The sequence below is a fragment of the Candidatus Portiera aleyrodidarum genome, assembly GCF_000953295.1.
GTDB lineage: Bacteria > Pseudomonadota > Gammaproteobacteria > Johnevansiales > Johnevansiaceae > Portiera > Portiera aleyrodidarum_A.
Window position 1 is genome coordinate 81527 of record NZ_LN649255.1, and the last position, 26581, is coordinate 108107.

The following is a 26581-nucleotide window of genomic DNA, read 5'->3' on the forward strand; positions in this document are numbered from 1 at the left end:
TTTTTATTTTATTGCGTTAAAGGCTTCTTTTATTAAATTAGCCTGCTGTTTAATATGTAACTCAATATAACCAGATGCTGGTGCTGCTGCAGCAGTCCGACCTACAAATTTTAACTTTTTTTTAAGCTTCTTCTTATTACATAATTTAATTAAATAGTACTTAATTTGATACCAAGCTCCTTGATTTTTAGGTTCTTCTTGACACCATATAATATGTGAAGCCTTAGAGTAAATAGATATTTTTTCTATAATACTTTTAGTAGGAAAAGGATAAATCTGTTCGAGTCGTAAAATAGCAATATCATTAATATTATTTTCTTTACGATATCCAACCAACTCGTAATATACTTTACCTGATGTAATTATAATTCTTTTTACTATATTCGGATCAATTCTCTCTGTTTCACCAATCACCATTTTAAAACTTCCATAAGATAAATCTTCTAAACTAGACTTAGCATATTTATGCCGCAATAAACTTTTTGGTTGCATCAATATTAATGGTTTTCGTAATTTGCGTCTTACCTGCCTACGTATTAAATGATATAGTTGGGAAGGATTTGAAGGTATGCATATTTCCATATTTTGTTCCGCACATAACTGAAGAAATCGTTCAACACGAGCAGAAGAATGCTCTGGACCTTGACCTTCATAACCATGTGGTAGTAATAAAGTTAGACCGCTTAACCTTCCCCACTTAGTTTCACCAGAAGATATAAATTGATCAATCACTACCTGGGCTCCATTAGCAAAATCTCCAAACTGAGCTTCCCAAGCTACGAACATATTTTGTGATGTAGTAGAATAACCATATTCAAAAGCTAGCACTGCTTCTTCTGCAAGAATAGAATCCACTATAGTAAACTTCGGCTGCCCTTTTTTTATGTTTTGCATAGGTATCCATACTGTTCCATCTTTTTTACTATGGATTACTGCATGCCTATGAGAAAAAGTTCCTCTTCCTGTATCTTGACCAGTTAAACGAATGGCATAACCTTCATCTAATAAAGTAGCATATGATAACATCTCAGCAAAACCCCAATTTATATTCATCCCACTGCTATTTACCATTTTACGGCGATTTTCGTAAATTTTAGCAACTTTACTTTGAACTTCGATTCTGCCCAAATGGCACATTTTTACCGTTAATTCCTGCATCCGATCAAGTTCAAATGAGGTATCACAATTCTCCTCATCATAATATTTGTACATAATAAAACTTGATTTTTTTTTATATGAATTCTTCTTAGCATAATAATCTAATTTCTGGCGATATAAATACACCATATTTTTAACCTCATTCTCTGATATTAAACCTTGTTTTAATAAATATTTTGAATAAATTTCCCGTGTAGTTTGGTGCTTTTTTATTTTTTTATACATTATTGGTTGTGTTATTGATGGGTCATCTGATTCATGATGGCCGTTCCGTCTATAACATATCATATCAATTACTACATCTTTTTTGAATTTATTTCTATAATCAACTGCTAATTGTGTTACATATTGCCCCGCTTCAGGATCATCTCCATTTACATGAAAAACAGGATATTGAAACATTTTTGCAATCTCACTACTATATTTAGTTGATCGTGCATTGTGTCTAGAAGTAGTAAAACCTATCTGATTATTAATTATTATATGTAAAGTACCACCTGTATTATATCCCTTTATTTTTGACATTTGTAATGTTTCCATTACTACACCTTGTCCAGAAAAGGCTGCATCACCATGTACAACAATAGGTAAGACTTTTTTTCTTGCCATATCATTAATATAATCTTGTCTCGCACGAACCGCTCCTTCTATTACTGGATAAATAATTTCTAAATGTGATGGGTTAAATGCTAATTTTAAATGCACAACTCCACCTTTTGTCATTATATTTGAACTAAACCCCTGGTGATATTTCACATCACCAGAACCTGATTCATATATTTGTTTTCCTTCAAATTCATTAATTATATCTGCTGGTTTCTTACCTAAAATATTAAATAACACATTTATACGTCCTCTGTGAGCCATCCCTATAAAAATTTCTTTAATCCCATAACTTCCAGCCCGTTGAATTAATTCATATAACATAGGAATTAAAGTTTCTCCACCTTCTATACCAAACCGTTTAGTCCCAGGATATTTACGCGATAAATACTTTTCTAATCCTTCTGCTGCAGTAATTAATTCTAGAATATGCAAACTTCTTTTTTTTTGTGAGTATTTGTTACGAACAGATTCCAAACTTTGCTCCAACCACACTTTTTCTTCGTTGTTAATTATATGCATAAACTCACATCCAATTGATCCACAGTAAGTTCTATCCAAAAAATCAATAATTTCTTTTAATCTTGCTTTCTTATTACCAAATCCAGTATAAAATACTTTATTTATATCTTCTTTATTAAATTGATTAACTTTCTCTTTATTAAATTGATTAACTTTCTTACCATTTAGTGGGTCTAAGTTTGCTTTTAGATGCCCCATATAACGATACTCGTTAATAATTTGCAAAACACTCATTTGTTTTTTTATATTTTTTTCACTTTTTGAATTTTCTTTTGTTTTCACAATACATTTATTTTCTTTTTTACTAATCTCTTCAAAATATTGCCGCCATTCTTCAGAAATTTTATCCCCACTTTGGTATTGTTCGTATATTTCTTCTAAATAACTAACATTTTCTAATGCTATTTGCATATTTTTTTATAATATTCCTTTATTATTTTCTTTTCCTGTTCTAGTGTTATACCTCCTAATATATTTATTGCCTGCTCCAAACGTATTCGCGTTATATCTTTACCAATAATACCCAAAGTCTCAATTACCGATGTAGAAATTAATCTTCCATTTATTGCAATAAATATTGGAGCCATTATTGTTTTCATTTTAATTTTAAAATGGTTAGATAATTGTTTAACCTTATATAGTATAGTTACCTTTTCCCATTTTTCTATATATTCTAACTGCAACCATAAAACTTTAAGTACTTTAATTTGCAGGGTGGTTTTCAAAGAAATAACTTTAAAATCTTCTGTTTTTAAGTTAGGTAATCCAGAAAACAAATGTTCAGAAAAAGGGATAATATCAGTTAAAATTTTTATCCGAGGTTTAATTGATGGGAAAATCTTATATATATAGTCTTTTGCCCATTCATACATAACCTTAATTAAAGTTTTATCTTCCATTGACCGGATATAAATACCATTTAACCAAGTCAATTTGTCTAAATCAAATATTGGACCTCCTAAAGATATACTCTGAAGATCAACATTTATATCTTCTATAGAAAAATTTTCTTTTATAGAATTTTTAATCCCAGCAATACTACCTAAGTAATTTCTTATTGTTTGGGGTAAATAACCCATTTTACGATAATATTCAAGTGAATTATTTTGTTTGCGTTTAGATAGTTTTGATCTATCTGTATTACGTAATAATGGTAAGTGACAAACTTCGGGAAATTTCCAACCTAAATATTCATAAATCAACTTATGTTTTGGAGTAGAATTTATCCATTCTTCCCCCCTTATTACATTAGATATCCCCATCAAATAATCGTCTACTACATTCGCTAAATGATAAGTAGGGGTTCCGTCAGATTTTATTAAAATTTGTGAATCAACCTGAGACCAATTCATTTTAATCTTACCCCTCAACACATCATTAAATACGCATACTCCTTTATTAGGAACTTTAAGCCGTATTACATAAGGCCATTTGTATTTTTTCCTAAATTTTAATTCTTTATAATCTAACTGTAAATCTTTTTCTTTTAATGCTTTATCAAATTTACATTTCCGTAATTTTTCTAGTTCTTTACTAGTACGATAACATTTAAATACCTTACCTGAATTAATTAATTTCTCAACATATTTTTTATAAATCTCATTACGTTCGCTTTGCCTATAAGGCCCAAACTTTCCTCCAATATCTGGTCCTTCATCCCATTTTAAGCCTAACCAATCTAATGATTCTAAAATTTTTTTTTCAAATTTCCTTTTTGATCGCAATCTATCTGTATCTTCAAGTCGAAGAATTACTTTTCCATTATTAGTACGAGCAAAACAAAAATTTAATAAAGCTATATAGGCTGTCCCGATATGTGGGCTTCCTGTAGGTGAAGGTGCAATCCGTGTGCGTATCTTCTTCATCTATCTAACTGTAATAAATTTTGATGTCTTTTTCCGATCCCCTTTCCTACGTCGTAATCTACTTTTTCTTAACCCACCACCTGCCCCTTTTTTAGGCATTTCATGAATTTTAGCCTCTTTTTCACGTGCTAAATGTGCAAATACTGCTGCTAATTCTATTGGATTTAAGCCTTTATCTACTAATTCTTGTACTAAATACCGTTGATCTAAATACCGTTGATTATAATTTCTAGAAGCTAATATTGTAGTTACACGATTTTTAAAAACCCGATCACGATGATCTCTTAATGCCTTTACATCTGGGATTTCCATTATTTCCATCTTTTGTCCAAGAGCTTTTTCTAACCATTTTCTTTTTCGTAATTCGCTTCTATTTACAAAAGTAATAGCTGTTCCTCCCCGTCCAGCCCTTCCTGTCCTTCCTATCCGATGAATGTATGCTTCTTTATCATTTGGTATATCATAATTAATCACATGAGTAATACTAGGAAAGTCAAGTCCTCTAGCAGCGATATCTGTAGCAACTAATATATTAACTTTACCTAACTTTAATCTATATACAGTTCGGTCCCGTAATTTTTGATTTAAATCACCAGAAAGGGCTGCTGCTGAAATACTACGTGAAGTTAATTTCTCCACTAACTTGCTACAAGAAGCTCTAGTACGCACAAAGACAATTGCTGCATTAATTTTATAAATTTCTATAATCCGCGCTAATGCTTCAATTTTAGCATTATTTTCAATTTTACATAACTTTTGAATAATAGTATTTTTTACTGTTTTATATTCAATCTGAATTTTTATAGGATTAACTAAATAACGATTAACTATTGGTTCTATTTCGAAAGGTAATGTTGCAGAAAAAAACACTTTTTGGGTAGTTTCTGGCATCTTTTTTAGTATTATTTCTATATCTTCTATAAAACCCATACGTAACATTTCATCAGCTTCATCCAGTACCAGGGCATTTAGATGTTTTAAATTCATAGAACCTCTTATTAAATGATCTATAACACGTCCAGGAGTCCCTACTACAATATGAGCACCTTTATTTAAACCACGTAATTGCTCTCTATATTCTTGACCACCACATATAGTAATAACGGAAATATTTTTTACATATTTGCCATATATAAGAAAATTTCCAGAAACTTGTTGTGCAATTTCACGAGTAGGAGCTAAAACTAATACTTGCGTATGCTTAATAGTTACATCTATTCTAGTTAATAAAGGTAATGCAAAAGCTGCTGTTTTTCCTGTTCCTGTTTGAGCTTTACCTAATAAATCACGTCCTTCAAGTAACCAAGGAATTGTTTTTATTTGTACAGTGAAAGGATTTTCATATTTAATAGACTTCAAAACCGCAGGTAATAAAGCAAACTTTTTAAATTTAATTTTATAATAATAACTCGAATTCATTTTACACCTTCTAACTTTATAATAGCCTGACGAAACCTAGTCTCACATGAGGAGAACCTCATACTACCTTCGGCGTTAGGTGATTTAACTTCTGAGTTCGGAATGGTATCAGGTTGGTCCCACCAACTATAATCGTCAAGCTAAATCTTTTTAAATAAACAGACTCTTTCAGGTACTATGTATGATAAAGCCTCACGGACTATTAGTACACGTTAGCTTAAAGTGTTTACCACTCTTCCACACCGTGCCTATCAACCTCGTCATCTTCAAGGGTCCTTTAGGGGTATTACCCTGGGAAGTCTTATCTTGAAGTGGGCTTCCCGCTTATATGCTTTCAGCAGTTATCCCTTCCGAACTTAGCTACCCGGCTATGCCATTGGCATGACAACCGGAACACCAGTGGTTCGTCCACTCTGGTCCTCTCGTACTAAGAATAGCTCTTCTCAAACTTCCTACGCCCGCGGTAGATAGGGACCGAACTGTCTCACGACGTTCTAAACCCAGCTCGCGTACCACTTTAAATGGCGAACAGCCATACCCTTGGGACCTGCTTCAGCCCCAGGATGTGATGAGCCGACATCGAGGTGCCAAACACCGCCGTCGATGTGAACTCTTGGGCGGTATTAGCCTGTTATCCCCGGAGTACCTTTTATTCGTTGAGCGATGGCCCTTCCATACAGCAACCACCGGATCACTAGAACCTACTTTCGTATCTGCTCGACTTGTTGGTCTCGCAGTTAAGCACCCTTATGCTCTTACACTCTACGTACGATTTCCGACCGTACTGAGGGTACCTTTGCGCTCCTCCGTTACTCTTTGGGAGGAGACCGCCCCAGTCAAACTACCCACCACACACTGTCCTTATACCGGATAACGGTATTAAGTTAGAAAGTAAATAATATTAGGCTGGTATTTCAAGGCTGACTCTATAAAACCTAGCGGTTTTACTTCACTGTCTCCCAGCTATCCTACACAAATAATCTCCACTTTCAATATGAAGCTATAGTAAAGGTTCACGGGGTCTTTCCGTCTTACCGTGGGTATACTGCATCTTCACAGCAATTTCAATTTCACTGAGTCTCGGATGGAGACAGTGTGGCCATCATTACGCCATTCGTGCAGGTCGGAACTTACCCGACAAGGAATTTCGCTACCTTAGGACCGTTATAGTTACGGCCGCCGTTTACTGGGGCTTCGATTAAGAGCTTTGCTTGTTATAGCTTACCCTCTCAATTAACCTTCCAGCACTGGGCAGGCGTCACACTCTATACATCCGCTTACGCGTTAGCAGAGTGCTGTGTTTTTAATAAACAGTTGCAGCCACCTGGTATCTTCGACCGATTCTTGCTTTACCTGTTTATAGGTTTTACAATAATTCGGCGCACCTTCTCCCGAAGTTACGGTGCCATTTTGCCTAGTTCCTTCACCCGAGTTCTCTCAAACGCCTTAGTATACTCTACTTAACCACCTGTGTCGGTTTGTGGTACGGTCATATGTAATCTGACGCTTAGAGGTTTTTCCTGGAAGCATGGCTTCAACGACTTCACTAACTTTAATAAGTTAGTTTCGTTTCATACCTTAGTTTTATTAAGAAATCGGATTTACCTAATTTCTAAACCTACATATTTTTACCCAGACAACCACCGCTGGGCTCGCCTAGCCTTCTCCGTCACCCCATCGCAATATACATATGGTACGGGAATATTAACCAGTTTTCCATCGATTACGCTTTTCAGCCTCACCTTAGGACCGACTAACTCTGCTTCGATTAACGTGGAACAGAAAACCTTAGTTTTTCGGCGGGGATGTTTCTCACATCCCTTATCGTTACTCATGTCAGCATTCGCACTTGTGATATCTCCAGTATACTTTACAATATACCTTCCCAGACTTACACAACGCTCCTCTACCGCTTATATTTTCAATATAAACCCGTAGCTTCGGCACTTAGTTTTAGCCCCGTTATATTTTCCGCGCTGGAGAACTAGACTAGTGAGCTATTACGCTTTCTTTAAAGGGTGGCTGCTTCTAAGCCAACCTCCTAGCTGTCTTAGTCTTCCCACATCGTTTTCCACTTAACTAAGATTTTGGGACCTTAGCTGACGGTCTGGGTTCTTTCCCTTTCCACTATGGATGTTAGCACCCATAGTGTGTCTCCTATGCTGCACTCATTGGTATTCGTAGTTTGCCTCGTTTTAGTAAGTCTAGATGACTCTCCCCCGAAACAGTGCTCTACCCCCAATGGTAATACATAAGGCGCTACCTAAATAGCTTTCGAGGAGAACCAGCTATCTCCGAGCTTGATTAGCCTTTCACTCCGATCCACAAGTCATCCGAGTCTTTTTCAACAGACCCCGGTTCGGTCCTCCAATTAATGTTACTTAATTTTCAACCTGCTCATGGATAGATCGCTCGGTTTCGGGTCTATTTCCGGCAACTATACGCCCATTTAAGACTCGGTTTCCCTGCGCCTCCCCTATCCGGTTAAGCTTGCTACCGAAAATAACTCGCTGACCCATTATACAAAAGGTACGCAGTTACCTTGATTTTTTAGGCTTCCACTGCTTGTACGCATACGGTTTCAGGATCTATTTCACTCCCTTAACTAGGGTTCTTTTCACCTTTCCCTCACGGTACTTGTTCACTATCGGTCAGTCAATAGTATTTAGCCTTGGAGGATGGTCCCCCCTTCTTCAGTCAAGGTTTCTCGTGCCCCGACCTACTCTATTTCACAATTAATAAGTTTTAAATTACAGGACTATCACCTACTCTGGTACAGCTTTCCATCTGTTTTATCTAACTTATATAATTGCTTAATGGGCTTTTCCCTTTTCGCTCGCCACTACTAAGGGAATCTCATTTGATTTCTTTTCCTCAAGGTAATTAGATGTTTCAGTTCCCTTGGTTTGCTTCTGTAAGTTATATCTTCCCCTACAGATCCTGTCTTTTCAGTAGGTTACCCTATTCAGAATTCGCCGGGTTATAAGTTACTCGCCACCTAACCGGCGTTTAACGCAGGCTGTCACGTCTTTCATCGCCTTTGACTGCCTAGGCATCCACCATATGCGCTTAATCGCTTTATCACAATTTAATAACCTTTTAAGAGTCTATTTAATTCTTTTGGGTCTGGGCAGACTTGAACTACCGACCTCACTCTTATCAGGAGTGTGCTCTTCCATCTGAGCTACAGACCCACTACTATATGTAAGTACTTAGTTCATAAAGACTATAACTGTTAAGGAGGTGATCCAGCCGCAGGTTCCCCTACTGCTACCTTGTTACGACTTCACCCCAGTCATGAAACACACCGTAGTAACTGTTCTCCATTAGGTTAAACTAGCCACTTCTGGTGCCATTCACTCCCATGGTGTGACGGGCGGTGTGTACAAGGCCCGAGAACGTATTCACCGCGACATTCTGATTCACGATTACTAGCGATTCCTACTTTATGGAGTCGAGTTGCAGACTCCAATCCGAACTGAGACAATCTTTCTGGGATTAGCTTCACGTTACCGTTTTGCGACCCTTTGTCTTCGCCATTGTAGCACGTGTGTAGCCCTACTCATAAAGGCCATGATGACTTGACGTCGTCCCCACCTTCCTCCGGTTTTTCACCAGCAGTCTCCTTAAAGTTCCCGCCATTACGCACTGGCAAATAAGGACAAGGGTTACGCTCGTTACGGGACTTAACCCAACATTTCACAACACGAGCTGACGACAGCCATGCAGCACCTGTCTCAAAGTTCCCGAAGGCACATTTTCATCTCTGAAAATTTCTTTGGATGTCAAGAGTAGGTAAGGTTCTTCGCGTTGCATCGAATTAAACCACATGCTCCACCGCTTGTGCGGGCCCCCGTCAATTCATTTGAGTTTTAGCCTTGCGGCCGTACTTCCCAGGCGATCAACTTATCGCGTTAGCTTCGCCACTAAATTATTTAATAATCCAACGGCTAGTTGATATAGTTTACGGCGTGGACTACCAGGGTATCTAATCCTGTTTGCTACCCACGCTTTCGCACCTCAGCGTCAGTGTCAGTCCAGAAGGCCGCCTTCGCCACTGGTATTCCTCCAGATATCTACGCATTTCACCGCTACACCTGGAATTCTACCTTCCTCTACTGCACTCTAGTTCTTCAGTTCATTATGCCGTTCCTAGGTTAAGCCTAGGTATTTCACACAATGCTTAAAATACCGCCTACATGCCCTTTACGCCCAGTAATTCCGATTAACGCTTGCACCCTACGTTTTACCGCGGCTGCTGGCACGTAGTTAGCCGGTGCTTCTTCTGCGAGTACCGTCATTTTTATAAATTATTAGTTTATAATATTTCTTCCTCGCTGAAAGTGCTTTACAACCCTAAGGCCTTCTTCACACACGCGGCATGACTGGATCAGGGTTTCCCCCATTGTCCAAGATTCCCCACTGCTGCCTCCCTTAGAAGTCTGGGCCGTATCTCAGTCCCAGTGTGGCTGGTCATCCTCTCAGACCAGCTACGGATAGTCACCTTGGTAGGCTTTTACTCTACCAACTAGCTAATCCGACATAGATTCATCTATTAGCGCAAGGTTGATTATCAATCCCCTGCTTTGTCTCGTAAGACTTATGCGGTATTAGCGTACATTTCTATACGTTATTCCCCACTATTAGGTAGATCTCCATGTTTTACTCACCCGTTCGCCGCTTGCCAGCAAAATAAGTTATTTAATTATTTTCTGTTGCCGCTCGACTTGCATGTGTTAGGTCTGCCGCCAGCGTTCAATCTGAGCCATGATCAAACTCTTTCTTTACTTTTTTTCTCTTTTTTTTTGGTCTTTATCTGAACCAAGTACCTACTTAATTTTAAATCTTAAATAGATATTATTTATATATAATTTTTTTATATTGTCAATTTTAAATTCTTATTTAATTACTATTTTTTTTAATTCTGATATAATTATATTTGCTTTATCTCGTGCTATATTTTCTCCTTTTTTAAGTATTTTTTTTAGATACGTATAATCTTTTAAAAGTCTTAAATAAGTATCTCTTGAATAACGTAATGATTCATTTATATAATCAAAAACTATTTTTTTTACTTTAATCCAACTTATACCTTCATTATATTTATTTTTTAAATAATTAATTTCTTTTTTACTTGCAAATGCTGAGTATATTTGAAATAAAGTACAATTTTTTATATTTTTAGGATCACTCGCTTTACTTGAATTAGTTTTTATTTTAATTATCATATTATATAATGTTTTTTCTGTACAAAATAAAGGTATAGTATTACCATAACTTTTAGACATTTTTCGGCCATCTAAACCATTTAGAAGTTTATTTTTTTTATCTACTTTTATTTTTGGTAAAATAAAATATTTTCCATAAATTTTATTAAATCTTAAAGCAATATCTCTTGTTATTTCGATATGTTGAAGTTGATCATTTCCTACTAAAACAAAATTTGCATGAAACAATAAAATATCAGCAGCCATAAGTAAAGGATAACTATATAAACCCATATTAATATAATTTTTTTCAGTTATAAATAATGACTTAAAAGCATGAGCTCTATTTAATAAACCTTTAGAACAAATACAAAATAAAAACCACATTAATTCAGTAATTTCTGGTATAGCTGATTGACAATATAAAATTACTTTATTTGGGTCCAACCCAATTGCTAACCAAGCTGCCAATATTTCTATTTTATATTTCTTTATTTTTTTAGGATCTTTTAATTTTATTAAAGCATGTAAATCAGCAATAAAATAATATGATTTTATATTTATATTTCTACTAAAATCAACTGAAGGACGTAGAGCCCCAATATAATTTCCTAAATGAGGAGCTCCATTTGGAGTAATTCCACTAATTAAATTTAATTTCTCCATTTATTTAGATTCACGATAAATAACATGTTTACGTATTTTTGGATCATATTTTTTTAATTCTAATTTCTTAGGATTATTCCTTTTATTTTTATAAGTTGAATAAAAATGACCAGTTCCTAGAGTAGAAACTAACTTTATTTTTTTTCTCATAACAATTTATCCAATATAATCTTTTTTTTATTTAATATTTTTTCTATCCCATATTTATCTAATATACGCATACCTTTTGTAGAAATACGTAATTTAATATAACGATTTTTATTATTTATCCAAAATCGATGATTTTGTAAATTAGGCATAAATCTTCTACGTGTTTTTCTATTTGAATGAGAAACATTATTACCTTGCATTGGTTTTTTATAAGTTACTTGGCATTTTTTAGCCATTTATTTTCCTTATTTATTTTTTTTTATTGACATCTTAATATAATTTTTTATTTTTTTTATTGCGCTTTTTTCTAATTGACGGATCCTTTCAGCTGATACACCATAAATATCAGCTAATTCATGTAATGTTGCTTTTTGTTCATTCAACCAACGTTGCTTTAAAATATCTCTTACACGTTCATCAAGTTTATTTAAAGCTACATATAACCGTCTGAAAGTATATTTTTCGAAATCATATTTTTCTAATAATATAGCAGGATCAAATCTTGAATCTTCAATATAATTAGAAGGATTTTGATATTTATTATTATTTTCTTTATCTTCAATTTGATTATCAAAACCAGAATCATTTGATGATAATCTACCTTCCATTTCTCTAACTACATTAGGATTTACATTAAGATCATTAGCTATTGCTTTTATTTCATCATTATTTAACCAATTAAAACGTTTTTTTGCACTTCTTAAATTAAAAAATAATTTACGTTGAGATTTTGTAGTAGCTACTTTTACAATCCTCCAATTTCTTAAAACATATTCATGTATTTCAGCTTTTATCCAATGTATAGCAAAAGAAACTAACCTCACACCATGAGAAGGATCAAAACGTTTTACTGCTTTCATTAAACCTACATTACCTTCTTGAATAATATCAGATTGCTGTAATCCATATCCAGAATAAGTCCGTGCAATATGAACTACAAACCGTAAATTAGACATTACTAAACAACGAGCTGCTTCTAAATCTCCTTTCTTTCTTAATCTTATTGCTAAATCATGTTCTTCTTTAGCTGTAAGTAATGGTATTCCTATCACGGTTTGAATATAACCATTTATATTTTTTTCTGGATAAATTTTTATCATAGCCTACTCATCATTCCACTAAAAATTTTTACTCCTAAAATAAATTATTTAATTTGAAATTATATCATAATTTTTATATTATTTATTAAAGGATCAATATGATTAGATTAATAGGTGGTAATAATAAACGTAGTTCCCTTAAATTTACAGCTAGAATTCTCCCAGGTATTCGACCTACTTTAATTAGTGTAAGAGAAACATTATTTAATTGGATAACAATAAATTATATAAAAAATAAAAATATTTTAGATTTATACGCAGGGAGTGGTTCATTAGGTTTTGAATCTATTTCTAGAGGCGCAAAACATGTAGTTTTTATTGAAAATAAAAAATATTTAATTAACTATTTATACATTAATAGAAAAAAAATAAAAAAATTAAACTCTATTAAAATAATAAAAAATAATTCTATTACTTATATTAATAAATTAGCTTATATATCTTTTGATTTAGTTTTTATAGATCCCCCTTTTTATCACGGGTTAGCATATCCTACTTGTAACTTATTAGAATCAAACGGGTGGGTTAATGATAATTCATTAATATATTTAGAAGTAGAATCTAAATTAGATTTATTTTTTTTACCTAACTCCTGGAGATTATATAAAGAAACTTACTATGGAAAATCTCATATACTTCTTTATCGGCGAGCCTTATCTAATTTGACGCATAAAAGGAAATAATAATACATCACGAATTGAATCTTTATTTGTAAGAATCATAATAAGACGATCAATACCTAAACCTTGGCCAGCTGTTGGGGGCAGTCCGTATTCTAAGGCACGTATATAATCATTATCATAATAAAACATATCATTAATATCTTTTTTTTTACTCTGTAATTTAAATCTTTTAGATTGTTCTATATAATCATTTAATTCAGAAAATCCATTAGCTATTTCTCTACCTCCTATAAATAATTCGAATCTTTCAGTTATATTTGAATTATTATCTTTCCTTCTAGCTAAAGGACTAATTTCAACAGGATATTCAGTAATAAACGTTGGTTTTATTAGTTTTCTTTCTACAATTACTTCAAATATTTTATTAAGCAATAAACCATAATTATTATAATTATCTACACTAATTCCAATCCGTTTAGACAAATAAAGCAAGTTTTCTAAATTTTCTAAATCAGATTTAATAATTGAAAACTTTTTACCATATTTTCTTATAGATTCTTGCATACTTAAACAATCAAAAGGTTCTGATAAATCAACAAATTTTTTTTTTCCTATATTAATATTAGTTGTTCCTAATGTTTCATTAGCTACAAATCTAATCAAATTTTCTGTAAGTTTCATCAAATCATTATAATCTGCAAAAGCCCAATAAAATTCTAACATAGTAAATTCAGGATTATGCCAAGTTGATATGCCTTCATTACGAAAATTTTTATTAATTTCAAATACCCGTTCAAATCCCCCAACAACCAACCGTTTTAGATAAAGTTCTGGCGCAATCCGTAAATACATTTTTATATTTAATGAATTATTATAAGTTACGAATGGTTTTGCTAAAGCACCACCTGGTTTTGAGTGTAATATAGGTGTTTCTACTTCCAGAAAATCAAGCTCATTTAAAAATTTTCTAATATAAGAGATAACCCGAGTTCGAATAATAAATCTTTTCCGTACTTCTTTATTCATAATCAAATCTAAATATCGAGCTCTATATTTAATTTCTTGATCTTTTATACCATGAAATTTATCTGGTAAAGGTCTTATACATTTAGTTAAAATATAAGCTTTTTTTACTAATAAATAAATTTCTCCTTTATTAGATTTATTAATTCCCCCTAGAGCTCCAATAATATCACCAATATCCCATTCTTTAATATTTTTATACAATTCATTAGAAATTCTTTTTTTATCTATATAAAGCTGAATCTTACTACTTACATCTTGTATAATTATAAAAGGTCCCCTTTTACGCATAACACGTCCAGCTACATATGCAGTATATTTAAATTTTACTAATTCTTCTTTTTTCTTTTTTCCAAAATCTTTTTTTAAATTATTTGAAATACTATCACGACGAAAATCATTAGGAAATGCACTTTTTCCTTTTTTTCTTGTTTTTTCACGTAATCCTTTCAGTTTATCAATACGTTCTCTTATTAAAGAATTTTTTATAATCAATTTATAATCCTTGCTTGAGACTTGCTTCAATAAATATATCTAAATCACCATTTAATACTTTTTCACAATTATTTTTTTGTATTCCTGTACGTAAATCCTTAATTCTTTGAGAATCTAACACATATGAACGAATTTGATTTCCCCAACAGATTCCTGCTTTAGTTTTTTCTATTATATTTTTTTCATTTGCTCTTTTTTTTTTTTCAATCTCATATAATTTTGTTTTCAACATTTTCATAGCACGTTCTTTGTTACTATGTTGGGAGCGCTCTGTTTGACATGAAACTACTATATTTGTTGGAATATGTGTAATTCTAACAGCAGAATCAGTTGTATTAACATGCTGACCTCCTGCCCCACTAGATCTATAAGTATCTATTCTTAAATCTTCTATATTTATATTTATTTTTATATTTTTTTCAATTTCTGGATAAATAAATACTGATGAAAATGAAGTATGTCGACGGTTATTTGAATCAAAAGGACTTTTGCGTACTAACCTATGAATCCCTTTTTCAGTCCGTATCCAGCCAAATGCATATTCCCCTTTTATATGTAAAGTTGCAGATTTTATACCTGCTTTTTCACCTATTGTTAAATTTATTATTTCAGTTTTAAACTTATGACTTAAAGCCCATCTTAAATACATACGTAACAACATATTTGACCAATCTTGTGATTCTATTCCACCAGAACCTGCTTGAATTTCTAAATAAGCATTATTTATATCCAGTTTGCCTGAAAATATAAGAATACATTCTAATTTTGATAAATTTCTTTCTAAGATTATTAAATCTTCTTTAATTAAAAATAACGTGTTTTTATCTGATTCCATTATAGCTAACTGTAATAACTCTGTATTATTAAATAATTCATTAAGAATTTTATTTATAATATTTTTAACCCAATTATTTTTTATTTTTTTAAATTTATATTCTTTCTTATCAAAGATAATCCTTAATTTTAGAATACCGGTCATATAAATTTTTTATTTTTATTTTTAATTTTTGTATATTTTCATACATATATATTTTATATCCTTATTTTATATTACAATACACTAAACATATAATTATGTACCTTCTTTAGATTAGCAGGTAAAATACAATATCTCTCTTCTTTTTTTAATAATTCTTTAATTGAACTAGGTAAATATATTTCAATTCCTGCTTTAAGAACTGTCTCATAAAATTTTGCTGGATGAGCTGTAGCCAGACTTATCATAGGTATTCCTGGGTAAGTATTACATCTTTCAGCAGCTATTAACCCAATAGCTGTATGTGGGTCAACAATAACCCCATTACGTTTATAAATCTTACGTATAACAGACAAAATCATTTTATCATTTACACTTGTACTATAAAATATATTTCTTAATTTGCTTAAAGGTTTTTCATCTATTATAGTAGAATTTTTCTTATTAAATTTATTAAATAAAGCTTTAATAGCATTTGAATTTTTCTTATACGCATAAAAAAGTAACCGTTCAAAATTAGAAGAAACAACTATATCCATAGCAGGAGCTATGGTATTAACTAAATTATTTATAGAAAAATCATTATACTCTATTATTCGATGCAATATATTATTAGAATTAGTTGCAATAACTAATTGCTTAATAGGCAATCCCATTTTAGAAGCTAGATACCCTGCAAAAATATTTCCAAAATTTCCAGTAGGAACTGTAAAACTTATTTCTCGATACGGAGCTCCAACTGAAATTGCTGAAACTATATAATATACTATTTGTGCTAAAATACGTGCCCAGTTTATCGAGTTTATAGCAATTAACCTTCTTCCTTTAATAAAACAATTTTTCTTAAAACTTTCTTTAACTATTGCCTGGGCATCATCAAAATTTCCTTTAATAGCTATATTATGTACATTATCTTTTTTTACTGTAGTCATTTGTCTTCTTTGTATTTCTGATATCATTTTATCAGGATGTAAAATGAATATTTCTAAATTATTACAATAACAAAAACCTGAAATAGCAGCTGATCCCGTATCTCCTGAAGTTGCTCCCATTACTACTGCTTTTTCATCACGTTTAGTTAAAAAATAGTCAATTAAATAACCCATGAATTGTAATGCTATATCTTTAAATGCTAATGTTGGACCATTAAATAATTCTAATAAAAAATTATTTTTTCCTATTTGCTTTAGAGGCACAATTGCATCACTCTTAAATCTTGTATAACTTTTTTTTATTAAAATTTTTAAAGTCTTATCATCAATATCATCAATAAAAAGACGCATTATACGAAAAGCTGATTCAGCATATGAACAATTATTTAATTCTATTAAATCTCTATGTGTAAATTTAGGTATTTTTTCTGGAACATACAACCCGCCATCTAGAGCTAAACCTGACATTACAGTTTCTTCAAAAGAAAGTATAGGTGCTTCACCTCGTGTACTAATATAACGCATTTTTACCATCCATAAATATTTTTCATCAAAATTAAAAGTTTTCAACCCTAATTCTTGTTATAGGTCCTAATATTTTATGTGTTGATTTGATTTTTCCTATAACTAAATCTATATTTGATTCTTTTGTACTATAAGTTAAGATAATAATAACAATTGACTTTCCCGTTTTTTTTTGTATTAGTTGCTTAATTCTTATTCCTTGTTTATAAAAAATCTTTGCTACCTTTGCTATCATCTTCAAACTGATAAGCAGAAATCTCAAATAATATTCTGTAATAATTTGATCTATTGGTAAAATAGGTAATTTTTCAATATCACTAAAAGCTAAATATGGAGTCCGATAATTATGTTTTGTAAAAATATCTCTATATACATCTAATAAATCTGCTACAATAGCTGATGCTGTTGGTTCGGACCCAGCACCTCTACCATAATATAAAGTTGGACCTACTGCATCTCCATTTATTTCTATTGCATTTTTTACTCCATTCACATTTGCTATTAATCTTTTTTTTGGTACCATAGCAGGATGAACCCGTAATTCTATTCCTTTTTTAGTACGTTTAGAAATCCCCAAATGTTTTATTTTATATCCTAATTTCTCTGCTTGTTTTACATCTTCTATAGTTAGACTTTTTATACCTTCAATATAAATTTTTTCAAATTGTAAATTCACCCCATAAGCAAGAGACGCTAAAATTGTTAATTTATGTGCTGCATCAAAACCTTCTACATCTAAAGTTGGATCTTCTTCCGCATATCCTAACAATTTAGCTTTATTAAGTATTTCTTCATAACTTTTACCTTTTTTCATATTAGTAAGTATATAATTTACTGTCCCATTTATAATTCCAATAATACTCTTAATCCTATTAGCACCTAAACCCTCACGTAACGATTTGATTATTGGTATACCTCCAGCTACTGCCGCTTCAAATGCTACCATTATACCTCTTTTTTCAGCTGCATAAAAAATTTCTTGTCCATGTAATGCAATCATTGCTTTATTTGCTGTTACAACGTGCTTATTATTTTTAATAGCTTCTAATACAAGTTTCTTAGCTACATTACAGCCCCCAATTAACTCTACTATTACATCAATCTTAGGGTTTCGTACTACTTCAAAAATATTTTTAGTTACTTTAATACCTGTTAAATCACACATTGAATTATCACTCCGTGTACCTATCTGTTCGATTATTAGAGGACGACCTATTCTACGAAAGATTTCATTATAATTCCTTTTTAATATATTAAATGTCCCTCCACCAACAGTTCCTAAACCACAAATCCCTACTCGTATCAATTTCATATTCCCCAAATATTAACTTATTTTTTTATTTTTTCTTTAATACGTGCCGTTTTACCTTTCCGATTACGAAGATAGTAAAGTTTAGATTTACGAACATCACCTTTTCTATTAATTTTTATACTAAATATACTTGTACTATAAGTTTTGAATGTACGTTCTATTCCTTTTCCATTATTTATTTTACGTACTATAAAAGAAGAATTTAAACCCCTATTGCGTTTACCAATAACTATTCCTTCAAAAGCTTGTAATCTTTCTATCGAACCTTCAATAACTTTTACTTGTACAATAACTGTATCTCCTGTTTTAATTTTTGGTATTAATTTTTTTTTCATTTGTTCTAATTCTATTTCTTGAATCAATTTATTCCTCATCGTATTTCACTCCAAACTTTTTTTCATTCAATTTACTATTATTATACCTTTAATTATATCTACATTATTAATAACACTGGTTGGTAAAAGATATTCTTTTGAATTTTTTTTATTATTTACTACTAAAACATCATTAGCCCCTGTTACAAAAATATAATTTACCTTGCCTATATATTTTTTTTCTTTATTAAAAACATTTAACTTTTCAAGTTGATACCAATAATATTCTCCTTTTGGTAATTTAGGTAAGATCTTATTTGGCAACTTTATTAAAGATCCAATAATAGCTTTTGCTTTTTCACGTGTTTTAATTCCGTTTAATTGCACAAGAATAAATCTATTAACTAAATATATATGTTTTACTTTAAAATATATATTTTTTCCTTTTATTTCTAATATCCATAATCTACTGTAGTCAATTATATTACATATTGGAGTTGTATAAGAGTAAATTTTTACCCACCCTTTAACACCATAAGTTTTAGTTATAATTCCCATTACTAAATTATTTTTAAGATTCACTTATATTTTTTTAATAAAAATAAAACCCTATCTGAAATTTTTGCACCTTTATTTTTCCAATAATCTAATCTAATGTGGTTAATACTTAATCTTTCTTCACCTTGAACTAAAGGATTAAAATATCCTAATTTTTCAATAAATCTACCATCACGAGATCTCCTAGAATCTTTAACATAAATATGATAAAAAGGTCTATTTTTACAACCTCTACGAGACAGTCGTATCTTTACCATAAATCTCCCTTTAATTTTATTAATTTTTATTTTTATCTATAATTTTATTTTTGTAAATCCATGGCATCATTCTACGTAATTTTTTTCCAATTTTTTCAATCTCATGTTCTGAATTAATACTACGGTTAGTTTTAAGTAAAGTAAATCCTGATTTTTTTTCAAGAATAAAATCTTTAGCAAACTTCCCATTTTGTATATCAGATAATACTTTTTTCATTACTTTTTTTGTTTCTTTATTTATAATTTTTGGCCCTGTTACATAATCCCCATATTCAGCTGTATTAGATATTGAATAACGCATCTCACTCAAACCACCTTCATATATTAAATCAACTATAAGTTTTAATTCATGTAAACATTCAAAATAAGCCAGTTCTGCTGAATATCCTGCTTCTACTAAAGTTTCAAATCCTGATACTATTAATGATGTGATCCCGCCACACAAGACTGCTTGTTCTCCAAATAAATCTGTTTCTGTTTCTTCTTTAAAACTCGTTTGAATAATCCCTGCTCTTCCGCTCCCAATAGCACTTGCGTAAGATAAGGCTATATCTTTAGCTTGACCTGATTTATCTTTATAAATTGCAATTATACTAGGTACGCCAGTTCCCTTTAGGTAAGTCGAACGTACTGTATGTCCAGGTGCTTTTGGGGCAACCATTATTATGTCTATATCTTCCCTTGGTTCTATTTGTTTATAATGAATATTAAAACCATGAGCAAAAATTAATACTGCACCTTTTTTTAACTTCTTTTCTACATACCGATAATAAATTTTTTTTTGTAATTCATCTGGAACTAACATAACTACAATATCTGAATCTATAATAGATTTTTCTATTAATTCTACTTTTAAATTAACTGCTTCTGCTTTTTTCCATGATTTTGAACCAGAATATAATGCTACTGTTACATTAACTCCTGAATCTTTTAAATTATTAGCATGAGCATTTCCTTGTGATCCATAACCTATTACAACTACTTTTTTTTGTTTAATTAAAGATTTATTACAATCTTTATCATAATATATTTTCATTTAATTTTACCTTTTATAATTTATTTATTTTTCTTTACTCAATACACGAGTAATACCAGAAACTCCAGTTCGTACTACTTCTGAAATCCCTACTATTGCCCTAATAAATGCATCTAATTTTTCTTCATCACCAGTTATTTGTATTATAAAATCTTTTGTAGTTACATCGACAATATTAGCTCTAAAAATTTCTGTAATTCTTTTAATTTCTGCCCGCATCTCATTTGTAAATGCTTTAACTTTTATTAACATTAATTCTCTAGCTATATGAGATACTTCTGTTAAATCTAATATTTGCACGACATCTACTAATTTATTTAATTGCTTTATAATTTGCTCTATTACACGTGCTTCTCCATTTGTAGTTAACGTTAATCTAGATAACGTTATATCTTCAGTATGAGCAACATTAAGAGTTTCAATATTAAAATTTCGTTGTGAAAATACTCCAACTATTTTAGATAACGCTCCTGGTTCGTTTTCTAATAATATTGATATTATATGACGCATATGATATTACTCCAATTTTGAAAGTAACATATCATTAATAGCTCCTAATGGTCTTTGCATTGGATATACGTGTTCATGTGGGTCGATATAGATATTTATAAATACTAACTCATTTTTATTTAAAAATACTTTTTCTAAAGCTGGTTCTAATTCTTCTATTAATTTTACAGATATTGCTTTAAATCCATACGCTTCAAATAAACTATGAAATTCAGGTAAAGATTCAACATAAGAATTAGCATGCCTGGATTTATAATTTATATCTTGCCATTGCCTTACCATACCTAGAGTACCATTATTTAAGTGTATTATTTTTAATGAAATATCAAATTGTTTACATGTTGATAATTCTTGCATCATCATTTGAAAACTTCCTTCTCCAGTAAACAATACAACTTGTTCTTTAGGAAAACTTAATTTAATTCCCATTGCTGCTGGCAAACCAAAACCCATTGTTCCTAAACCTCCAGATGTTATAAACCTATTAGGTTTATTAAACTTATAATATTGAGCCGTGAACATTTGATGTTGACCTACATCAGTTGCTATATAAGCTTCTCCTTTTGTTAGTTTATATACAGCTTCTATTACTTGTTGCGGTTTAATTAAATCTCTTTTAGTAGTTGTTTTATATAAGTTCCCATCTCTATTTGATATCCATTCATTTATACATTTCCACCAATTTTCCAATTTTTTTTTTCTAATCTCAATCTTATTTTTATTATAATTCTTTTTTATTTTTTTTAACATTACTGTTAATACTTTCTTAGCAGAACCTACAATAGGTACATCTGCTAATATAGTCTTAGAAATAGAACACGGATCAATATCTATATGAATTACTTTAGCATTAGGGCAAAATTTTTCTGTATTATTAGTTACCCTGTCATCAAATCTAGCACCTATACAAAAGATAATATCTGAATTATGCATAGCATTATTAGCTTCAAAAGAACCATGCATACCTGCCCAACCTAGACATTGAAAATCACTTTGTGGAAATGCCCCAATTCCCATCAAGGACGTAATAACAGGTATAAAAAGTAATTTAGCAACTTTAATTATTAATTTACTAGCTTCACCTGTTATTGCACCTCCCCCAGCAAATAATACAGGTCGTTCTGCTTTATATAATAATTTCAATGCTTTTTTTATATTTTTTTTAATATTATTTTCTTTATTAAAAGATCTTATATTCAACTTCTTAGGATAAATATACTCATACAAATCATGAGGAGAGGTCATATCTTTGGGAATATCTACTAAAACAGGCCCTAATCTACCTGAGCTAGCTATATAAAATGCTTTTTTTAATATGAGAGGTATATCAGCAGTATCACGAATAGTAAAACTATGTTTTACTATTGGCCTTGTTACTCCTACTATATCTGTTTCTTGAAATGCATCTTCTCCTATTAATTTACTTACAACCTGACCACAAAGGATTACCATTGGTATAGAATCCATATATGCAGTTGCGATCCCTGTTACTGCATTAGTAGCACCTGGTCCTGATGTAACTAATACTACACCTGGTTTTCCACTAGCTCTTGCGTACCCATCTGCCATATGAGTAGCAGCTTGTTCATGCCGAACCAAAATATGTTTGACTTCATCTTGTCGGAATAAAGCATCATAAATATGAAGAGCAGCTCCACCTGGGTAACCATATATATATTTTACGCCTTCATCTTTCATAAAGCGTATTATCATATCAGCTCCTGATAATAATTCCAATTTTAAGCTCCCTTAAATACTAAATAACTTTTTTTAGTTTAATAAATAAAAAAGAAGCTTTCAAGTATTAAATAATAACATAGTTCTATTAATTCCATTTTTTTTATGCTAATATAATTTTTATTTACTTTAAACTCTTTGGATAAGTAATTATGTTATTAGAATATATACATTATGTTATAATAGGTTTTATAACTTTATTACCTGTAGCTAACCCACTCACTAGCACTACTTTATTATTAATCTTGGGTAAGAAACTAAATACTTATGAACGTAATAAACAAATATATTTTGCTACTTTTTATGTAGCAATTCTAATGTTGATTTGTTTTTATGCTGGTAATGAAATTATAAATGCTTTTGGTATTTCTCTTAATGGTTTACGTATTACTGGAGGTATAATTTTATTTTATATTGGATTTAAAATGTTATTTAATTTAAATAATTCTTCTATAAAAGAAAAAAATAATAAACAAGATATATCTTTTGTTCCTCTAGCTTTACCTGGTACTATTGGGCCAGGTACTATCGCTTTAATTATTAATTCATCTTCAAAATTCCCTTCAACACTAATTATACATTGTGTAATATTTACTATTACAGCCTTAATTTCATTTATTTTTTTAATTAGTTTATTAAGTGCTAAAAAAATCTTTAAATTAATTGGTAACTCAGGTCTTGATGCTATTTCTCGGATTCTGGGGTTTCTATTAAGTTGTATGGGAGTACAATTTGTAATTACAGGTCTTCTTGATATAGTCTTATTGATTCTGAGATAATATCTCCTTTCTAAATACAAATTGATCCTTTTCAAGTACAACCTTAATAATATCTCCTTTAATAAAAGTTCCATACAACATTGCTTTTGATATAGGTTTTTCTAATATTTTTTGAATTACTTTTTTTATCGGGCTTGCTCCATATACTGGAGAAAATCCAAAAGAGGATATTTTTTCTAAAACATCTTGTGTAAGTTCTAATTTTATATTTTTTTTAGCTAACCGGGTTTTTAATTTCTTGATTTTTATAGAAACAATACTATTAATTTCATTAATAAATAAAGAATTAAATATTACGAAGTCATCAATAATTTTTATAAAATCAGGATTAAAATGAGCAGTAACTAATTCCATAACTACAAAATTTAGTTGAGTATATGATTCTCCAGCCAATCTCTTAATAATTTCATTTCCTAAATTTGTTATTATAATAATAATTGTATTTCTAAAATAGACATGACGGCCCTCATTATCAATAAAAATCCCAGTTTCTAATATTTGTATTAATATCTTACTATTAAATTGATCTACATTGTAAAGCAAGATAACTGAAAAAGGTCTAATAAAGAATAATCTTGAAATATAATTCTTATCAGACAAATCAATACGTACTATTTCTTCTGTATTAAAAATTAAATCCGATAAAACTTTACATAATTCTGTTTTTCCTACACCTGTTGGCCCAATAAATAAAAAAGAACAAATCTTATTTTTATTTTTCCTACCTGGAATAGAAATACGCCTCACGGAATTACAAACTGTATGAACTGCTTCAATTTGACCAATTATTCTCTTATGCAAGACATCTTCCATTTTTTTAAGTTTTTCGATTTCACTTTCTAATATCTTTGCAATAGGTATTCCTGTAAATATTGAAAGTACTTCTGCAATTTCTTCTTCTGTTAAATCTTGCTTATTTTCTTTTTTTTTTTCTAACCCATATATAATTCTATAAGCAGATGCTCCATTTAATAAATCTTTTTTTGAATTACATTCTTTACTTATTTCTTTTATTTTATTTTTCAATATACTTAAAATTTTCTTAGAATAATTATATTTTTCTCTTTCAATAACTTCTCTTTCAATAACTTCTCTTTCAATTTTTAATTGAATCAAATTCCATTCTATTTTATCAAATACTTCTGTTTTATAATAATCTCTCCCCATCCGTCTCAAAGACGCAGCCTCATCTATTAAATCAATAGCTTTCTCTGGTAATTTTCTGTTAGTAATATACCGATTTGATAATTTTACTGCTGCTAAAATAGCTCCAGTTGTTAGATTTACACAGTGATGCAGTTCATATCTTTTTTTTAACCTACGTAATCTAACTATTGTATCTTCTTGCGACGGTTCAGATACCATAATTTTTTGAAACATTCTATTTAATACAATATCTTTTTCTAAAAATTTTATATACTCAAAAAATGTAGTAGCTCCAACACAATTAACTTTCTCTCTATATAACATATTTCCTAAATATCTGGTATATTTTACTAATCCAGCAATATTGTCTATAAATAATATAATACGACCTTTACCTTCTTTACTTAAGTTTTTAATTACTGATTTTATCTTCTCTTCAAAATCTACTCTTAATTTAGCTTCAAAAATTAAAGCTCCCATATCGATAGAATATATTTTTTTATTTTTAATACTTTGTGGAACATCACCATTAATAATACGTTTAGCTAATATTTCTACAATTGCTGTTTTCCCAACTCCTGATTCTCCAATAATTAAAGGTATATTTTTAGTCCGTTTCTGTAAAACTTGAATTATTCTGCGGATTTCAGCCTCCCTACCAATTAATGAATCAAATTTTCCTTTTAATGCACTTTTTGTAATATCCATAATATACATTTTTAATTATTCTTTAACTAGTGATTATTTTTTACTTCTTGAATAGATATTATTATAACGCAATCTATTTAATAAATATTTCATATCTTTTGGCAATTTTACTTTTAATTTAATTTTTTCATTTTTTGTAGGATGTTCAAACTGTAAACAATGAGCATGCAAAGCCTGTCTATTAAAATTAGGTAATATCTTTTTTTTAAAATATATATAATCCCCTATTAATGATCTATTTATATAATCCATATGTACTCTAATTTGATGGGTTCGCCCTGTTTCTAACCAACAACGTAGATAAGTATGTGATTTAAACTTTTCAATTACTCTGTAATGTGTTCTTGCTACTTTTCCATCACTTCTTACAATTTTCCTTTTTCTATTTTTAAAATGACGACCTATTTTTGTTTTTATGGAACCACCTGTAAATACTTTACCTATTACTAATGCATCATATTCTCTAATTATGCTTTTATATTTTATTTGTTTAATTAATTTTTTATATGTTACTAAAGTTTTAGCAATTATTAGTAAACCACTAGTATCTTTATCTATACGATGTACCAAACCAGCTCGGGGCAATTTTCTTAATTCTGGGTAACAATCCAAGATTGCATTAACTAAAGTTCCTTTTAGATTTCCTTTTGAAGGATGAACCACTAACCCCGGTTTTTTATTTATCACCATTAAATCTTTATCTTCATAAATTATATCTATTTTAAGCTTTTCTGATTTCAATACTTTCTCAACTAAATAATCTTTATTAAATGATAATAATGCAAGACATTGTCCTTCATTTATTTTCTCCTTTGGCTTAGCTGGAAAACCATCTACTATTAATTTTCTCTTATTAATAAAATATTTAATTTTTTCTCTAGAAAAATTAAATAATTCACTTGATGCTTTATCTAATCTCATCCCATGCAGATTACTTGGAATATATTTAATAGTTCTCAT

The 26581-nt window shown here is 30.5% G+C and carries 20 protein-coding genes, 1 tRNA gene, 3 rRNA genes and 1 pseudogene; 2 read left to right on the forward strand and 23 right to left on the reverse strand.

The features are described from left to right. Positions 1–3: 3 nt before the first annotated feature. The 11 genes from PAD_RS00405 to rpoH all read right to left on the reverse strand — a co-directional run bounded on the left by PAD_RS00405 (position 4) and on the right by rpoH (position 12690). The gene (locus tag PAD_RS00405; protein ID WP_219848763.1) at positions 4–2694 is read right to left on the reverse strand and encodes a 2-oxoglutarate dehydrogenase E1 component; all 2691 of its coding nucleotides are present in this window, start codon (positions 2692–2694) and stop codon (positions 4–6) included. Next, positions 2685–4148: a glutamate--tRNA ligase gene (gene gltX / locus PAD_RS00410; RefSeq protein ID WP_219848764.1), complete on the reverse strand. Its 1464-nt coding sequence runs from the start codon at positions 4146–4148 to the stop codon at positions 2685–2687. Before gltX ends, PAD_RS00405 begins: the two co-directional genes overlap by 10 nt. Continuing rightward, positions 4149–5567 carry a DEAD/DEAH box helicase gene (locus tag PAD_RS00415; RefSeq protein ID WP_219848765.1) on the reverse strand — a complete coding sequence of 473 codons (1419 nt, stop codon included), beginning with the start codon at positions 5565–5567 and terminating at the stop codon, positions 4149–4151. 24 nt (positions 5568–5591) lie between these two features. Then, positions 5592–5707: ribosomal RNA gene (rrf, locus tag PAD_RS00420) — 5S ribosomal RNA — on the reverse strand. A 41-nt stretch (positions 5708–5748) separates the two neighbouring features. Further along, positions 5749–8650, reverse strand: a 23S ribosomal RNA gene (locus PAD_RS00425). Positions 8651–8688: 38 nt separating this feature from the next. Beyond that, positions 8689–8761: transfer RNA gene (locus tag PAD_RS00430), tRNA-Ile, on the reverse strand. A gap of 42 nt (positions 8762–8803) precedes the next feature. Next, a 16S ribosomal RNA gene (locus PAD_RS00435) occupies positions 8804–10354 on the reverse strand. Together the 16S, 23S and 5S rRNA genes with 1 tRNA gene alongside form the textbook arrangement of a ribosomal RNA operon. Positions 10355–10465: 111 nt before the next feature. Beyond that, on the reverse strand, positions 10466–11440 hold the full coding sequence (gene trpS, locus PAD_RS00440; protein WP_219848766.1) for a tryptophan--tRNA ligase: 975 nt from the start codon (positions 11438–11440) through the stop codon (positions 10466–10468). Further along, the gene (gene rpmG / locus PAD_RS00445; protein ID WP_219848767.1) at positions 11441–11590 is read right to left on the reverse strand and encodes a 50S ribosomal protein L33; all 150 of its coding nucleotides are present in this window, start codon (positions 11588–11590) and stop codon (positions 11441–11443) included. Beyond that, positions 11587–11826, reverse strand: coding sequence for a 50S ribosomal protein L28 (gene rpmB / locus PAD_RS00450; protein WP_219848768.1), 240 nt, complete (start codon positions 11824–11826; stop codon positions 11587–11589). Before rpmB ends, rpmG begins: the two co-directional genes overlap by 4 nt. Positions 11827–11835: 9 nt before the next feature. Further along, positions 11836–12690, reverse strand: a complete 855-nt coding sequence (rpoH, locus tag PAD_RS00455; RefSeq protein WP_219848769.1) for an RNA polymerase sigma factor RpoH — start codon at positions 12688–12690, stop codon at positions 11836–11838. Between the two features lie 98 nt (positions 12691–12788). Here rpoH and rsmD point away from each other — a divergent pair, with 98 nt between their 5' ends. Beyond that, the gene (rsmD, locus tag PAD_RS00460) at positions 12789–13373 is read left to right on the forward strand and encodes a 16S rRNA (guanine(966)-N(2))-methyltransferase RsmD (protein WP_219848770.1); all 585 of its coding nucleotides are present in this window, start codon (positions 12789–12791) and stop codon (positions 13371–13373) included. On the opposite strand, the gene lysS is transcribed toward rsmD, so the two are convergent. The 10 genes and pseudogenes from lysS to ilvB form a co-directional block, all read right to left on the reverse strand. Continuing rightward, complete coding sequence (lysS, locus tag PAD_RS00465) at positions 13344–14831, reverse strand: lysine--tRNA ligase (RefSeq protein WP_219848821.1); 1488 nt, start codon at positions 14829–14831, stop codon at positions 13344–13346. The genes rsmD and lysS overlap by 30 nt on opposite strands. Before the next feature lies 1 nt (position 14832). Further along, positions 14833–15783: pseudogene (prfB, locus tag PAD_RS00470) on the reverse strand (peptide chain release factor 2); the annotation flags it as partial. 98 nt (positions 15784–15881) lie between these two features. Further along, the gene (gene thrC / locus PAD_RS00475; RefSeq protein WP_219848822.1) at positions 15882–17264 is read right to left on the reverse strand and encodes a threonine synthase; all 1383 of its coding nucleotides are present in this window, start codon (positions 17262–17264) and stop codon (positions 15882–15884) included. A gap of 31 nt (positions 17265–17295) precedes the next feature. Further along, positions 17296–18576 (reverse strand): homoserine dehydrogenase, encoded by a 1281-nt coding sequence (locus PAD_RS00480; protein ID WP_219848772.1) that lies wholly within the window; start codon positions 18574–18576, stop codon positions 17296–17298. A 17-nt stretch (positions 18577–18593) separates the two neighbouring features. After that, a complete protein-coding gene (rplS, locus tag PAD_RS00485; RefSeq protein ID WP_219848773.1) occupies positions 18594–18950 on the reverse strand; it encodes a 50S ribosomal protein L19 in 357 nt (118 codons plus the stop codon). Between the two features lie 27 nt (positions 18951–18977). Beyond that, entirely contained in the window at positions 18978–19472 is a 495-nt protein-coding gene (gene rimM / locus PAD_RS00490; RefSeq protein WP_258172087.1) for a ribosome maturation factor RimM, read from the reverse strand. Continuing rightward, the gene (rpsP, locus tag PAD_RS00495; RefSeq protein WP_219848774.1) at positions 19469–19705 is read right to left on the reverse strand and encodes a 30S ribosomal protein S16; all 237 of its coding nucleotides are present in this window, start codon (positions 19703–19705) and stop codon (positions 19469–19471) included. The genes rimM and rpsP overlap by 4 nt, the downstream gene beginning before the upstream one ends. Before the next feature lie 19 nt (positions 19706–19724). After that, entirely contained in the window at positions 19725–20741 is a 1017-nt protein-coding gene (ilvC, locus tag PAD_RS00500; RefSeq protein WP_219848775.1) for a ketol-acid reductoisomerase, read from the reverse strand. A 24-nt stretch (positions 20742–20765) separates the two neighbouring features. Then, positions 20766–21251: an acetolactate synthase small subunit gene (ilvN, locus tag PAD_RS00505; protein ID WP_219848776.1), complete on the reverse strand. Its 486-nt coding sequence runs from the start codon at positions 21249–21251 to the stop codon at positions 20766–20768. Positions 21252–21257: 6 nt separating this feature from the next. Then, positions 21258–22988 carry a biosynthetic-type acetolactate synthase large subunit gene (gene ilvB, locus PAD_RS00510; protein WP_219848777.1) on the reverse strand — a complete coding sequence of 577 codons (1731 nt, stop codon included), beginning with the start codon at positions 22986–22988 and terminating at the stop codon, positions 21258–21260. Positions 22989–23140: 152 nt separating this feature from the next. Between ilvB and PAD_RS00515 the strand changes: the two genes are divergently transcribed. Further along, entirely contained in the window at positions 23141–23767 is a 627-nt protein-coding gene (locus PAD_RS00515; protein WP_219848778.1) for a MarC family NAAT transporter, read from the forward strand. Here PAD_RS00515 and PAD_RS00520 read toward each other — a convergent pair. Together PAD_RS00520 and PAD_RS00525 are read right to left on the reverse strand one after the other, a co-directional pair. Next, positions 23750–25621 carry an AAA family ATPase gene (locus PAD_RS00520; protein WP_219848779.1) on the reverse strand — a complete coding sequence of 624 codons (1872 nt, stop codon included), beginning with the start codon at positions 25619–25621 and terminating at the stop codon, positions 23750–23752. The two genes, PAD_RS00515 and PAD_RS00520, sit on opposite strands and share 18 nt — an antisense overlap. A gap of 33 nt (positions 25622–25654) precedes the next feature. Continuing rightward, positions 25655–26581 (reverse strand): RluA family pseudouridine synthase, encoded by a 927-nt coding sequence (locus PAD_RS00525; RefSeq protein ID WP_219848780.1) that lies wholly within the window; start codon positions 26579–26581, stop codon positions 25655–25657.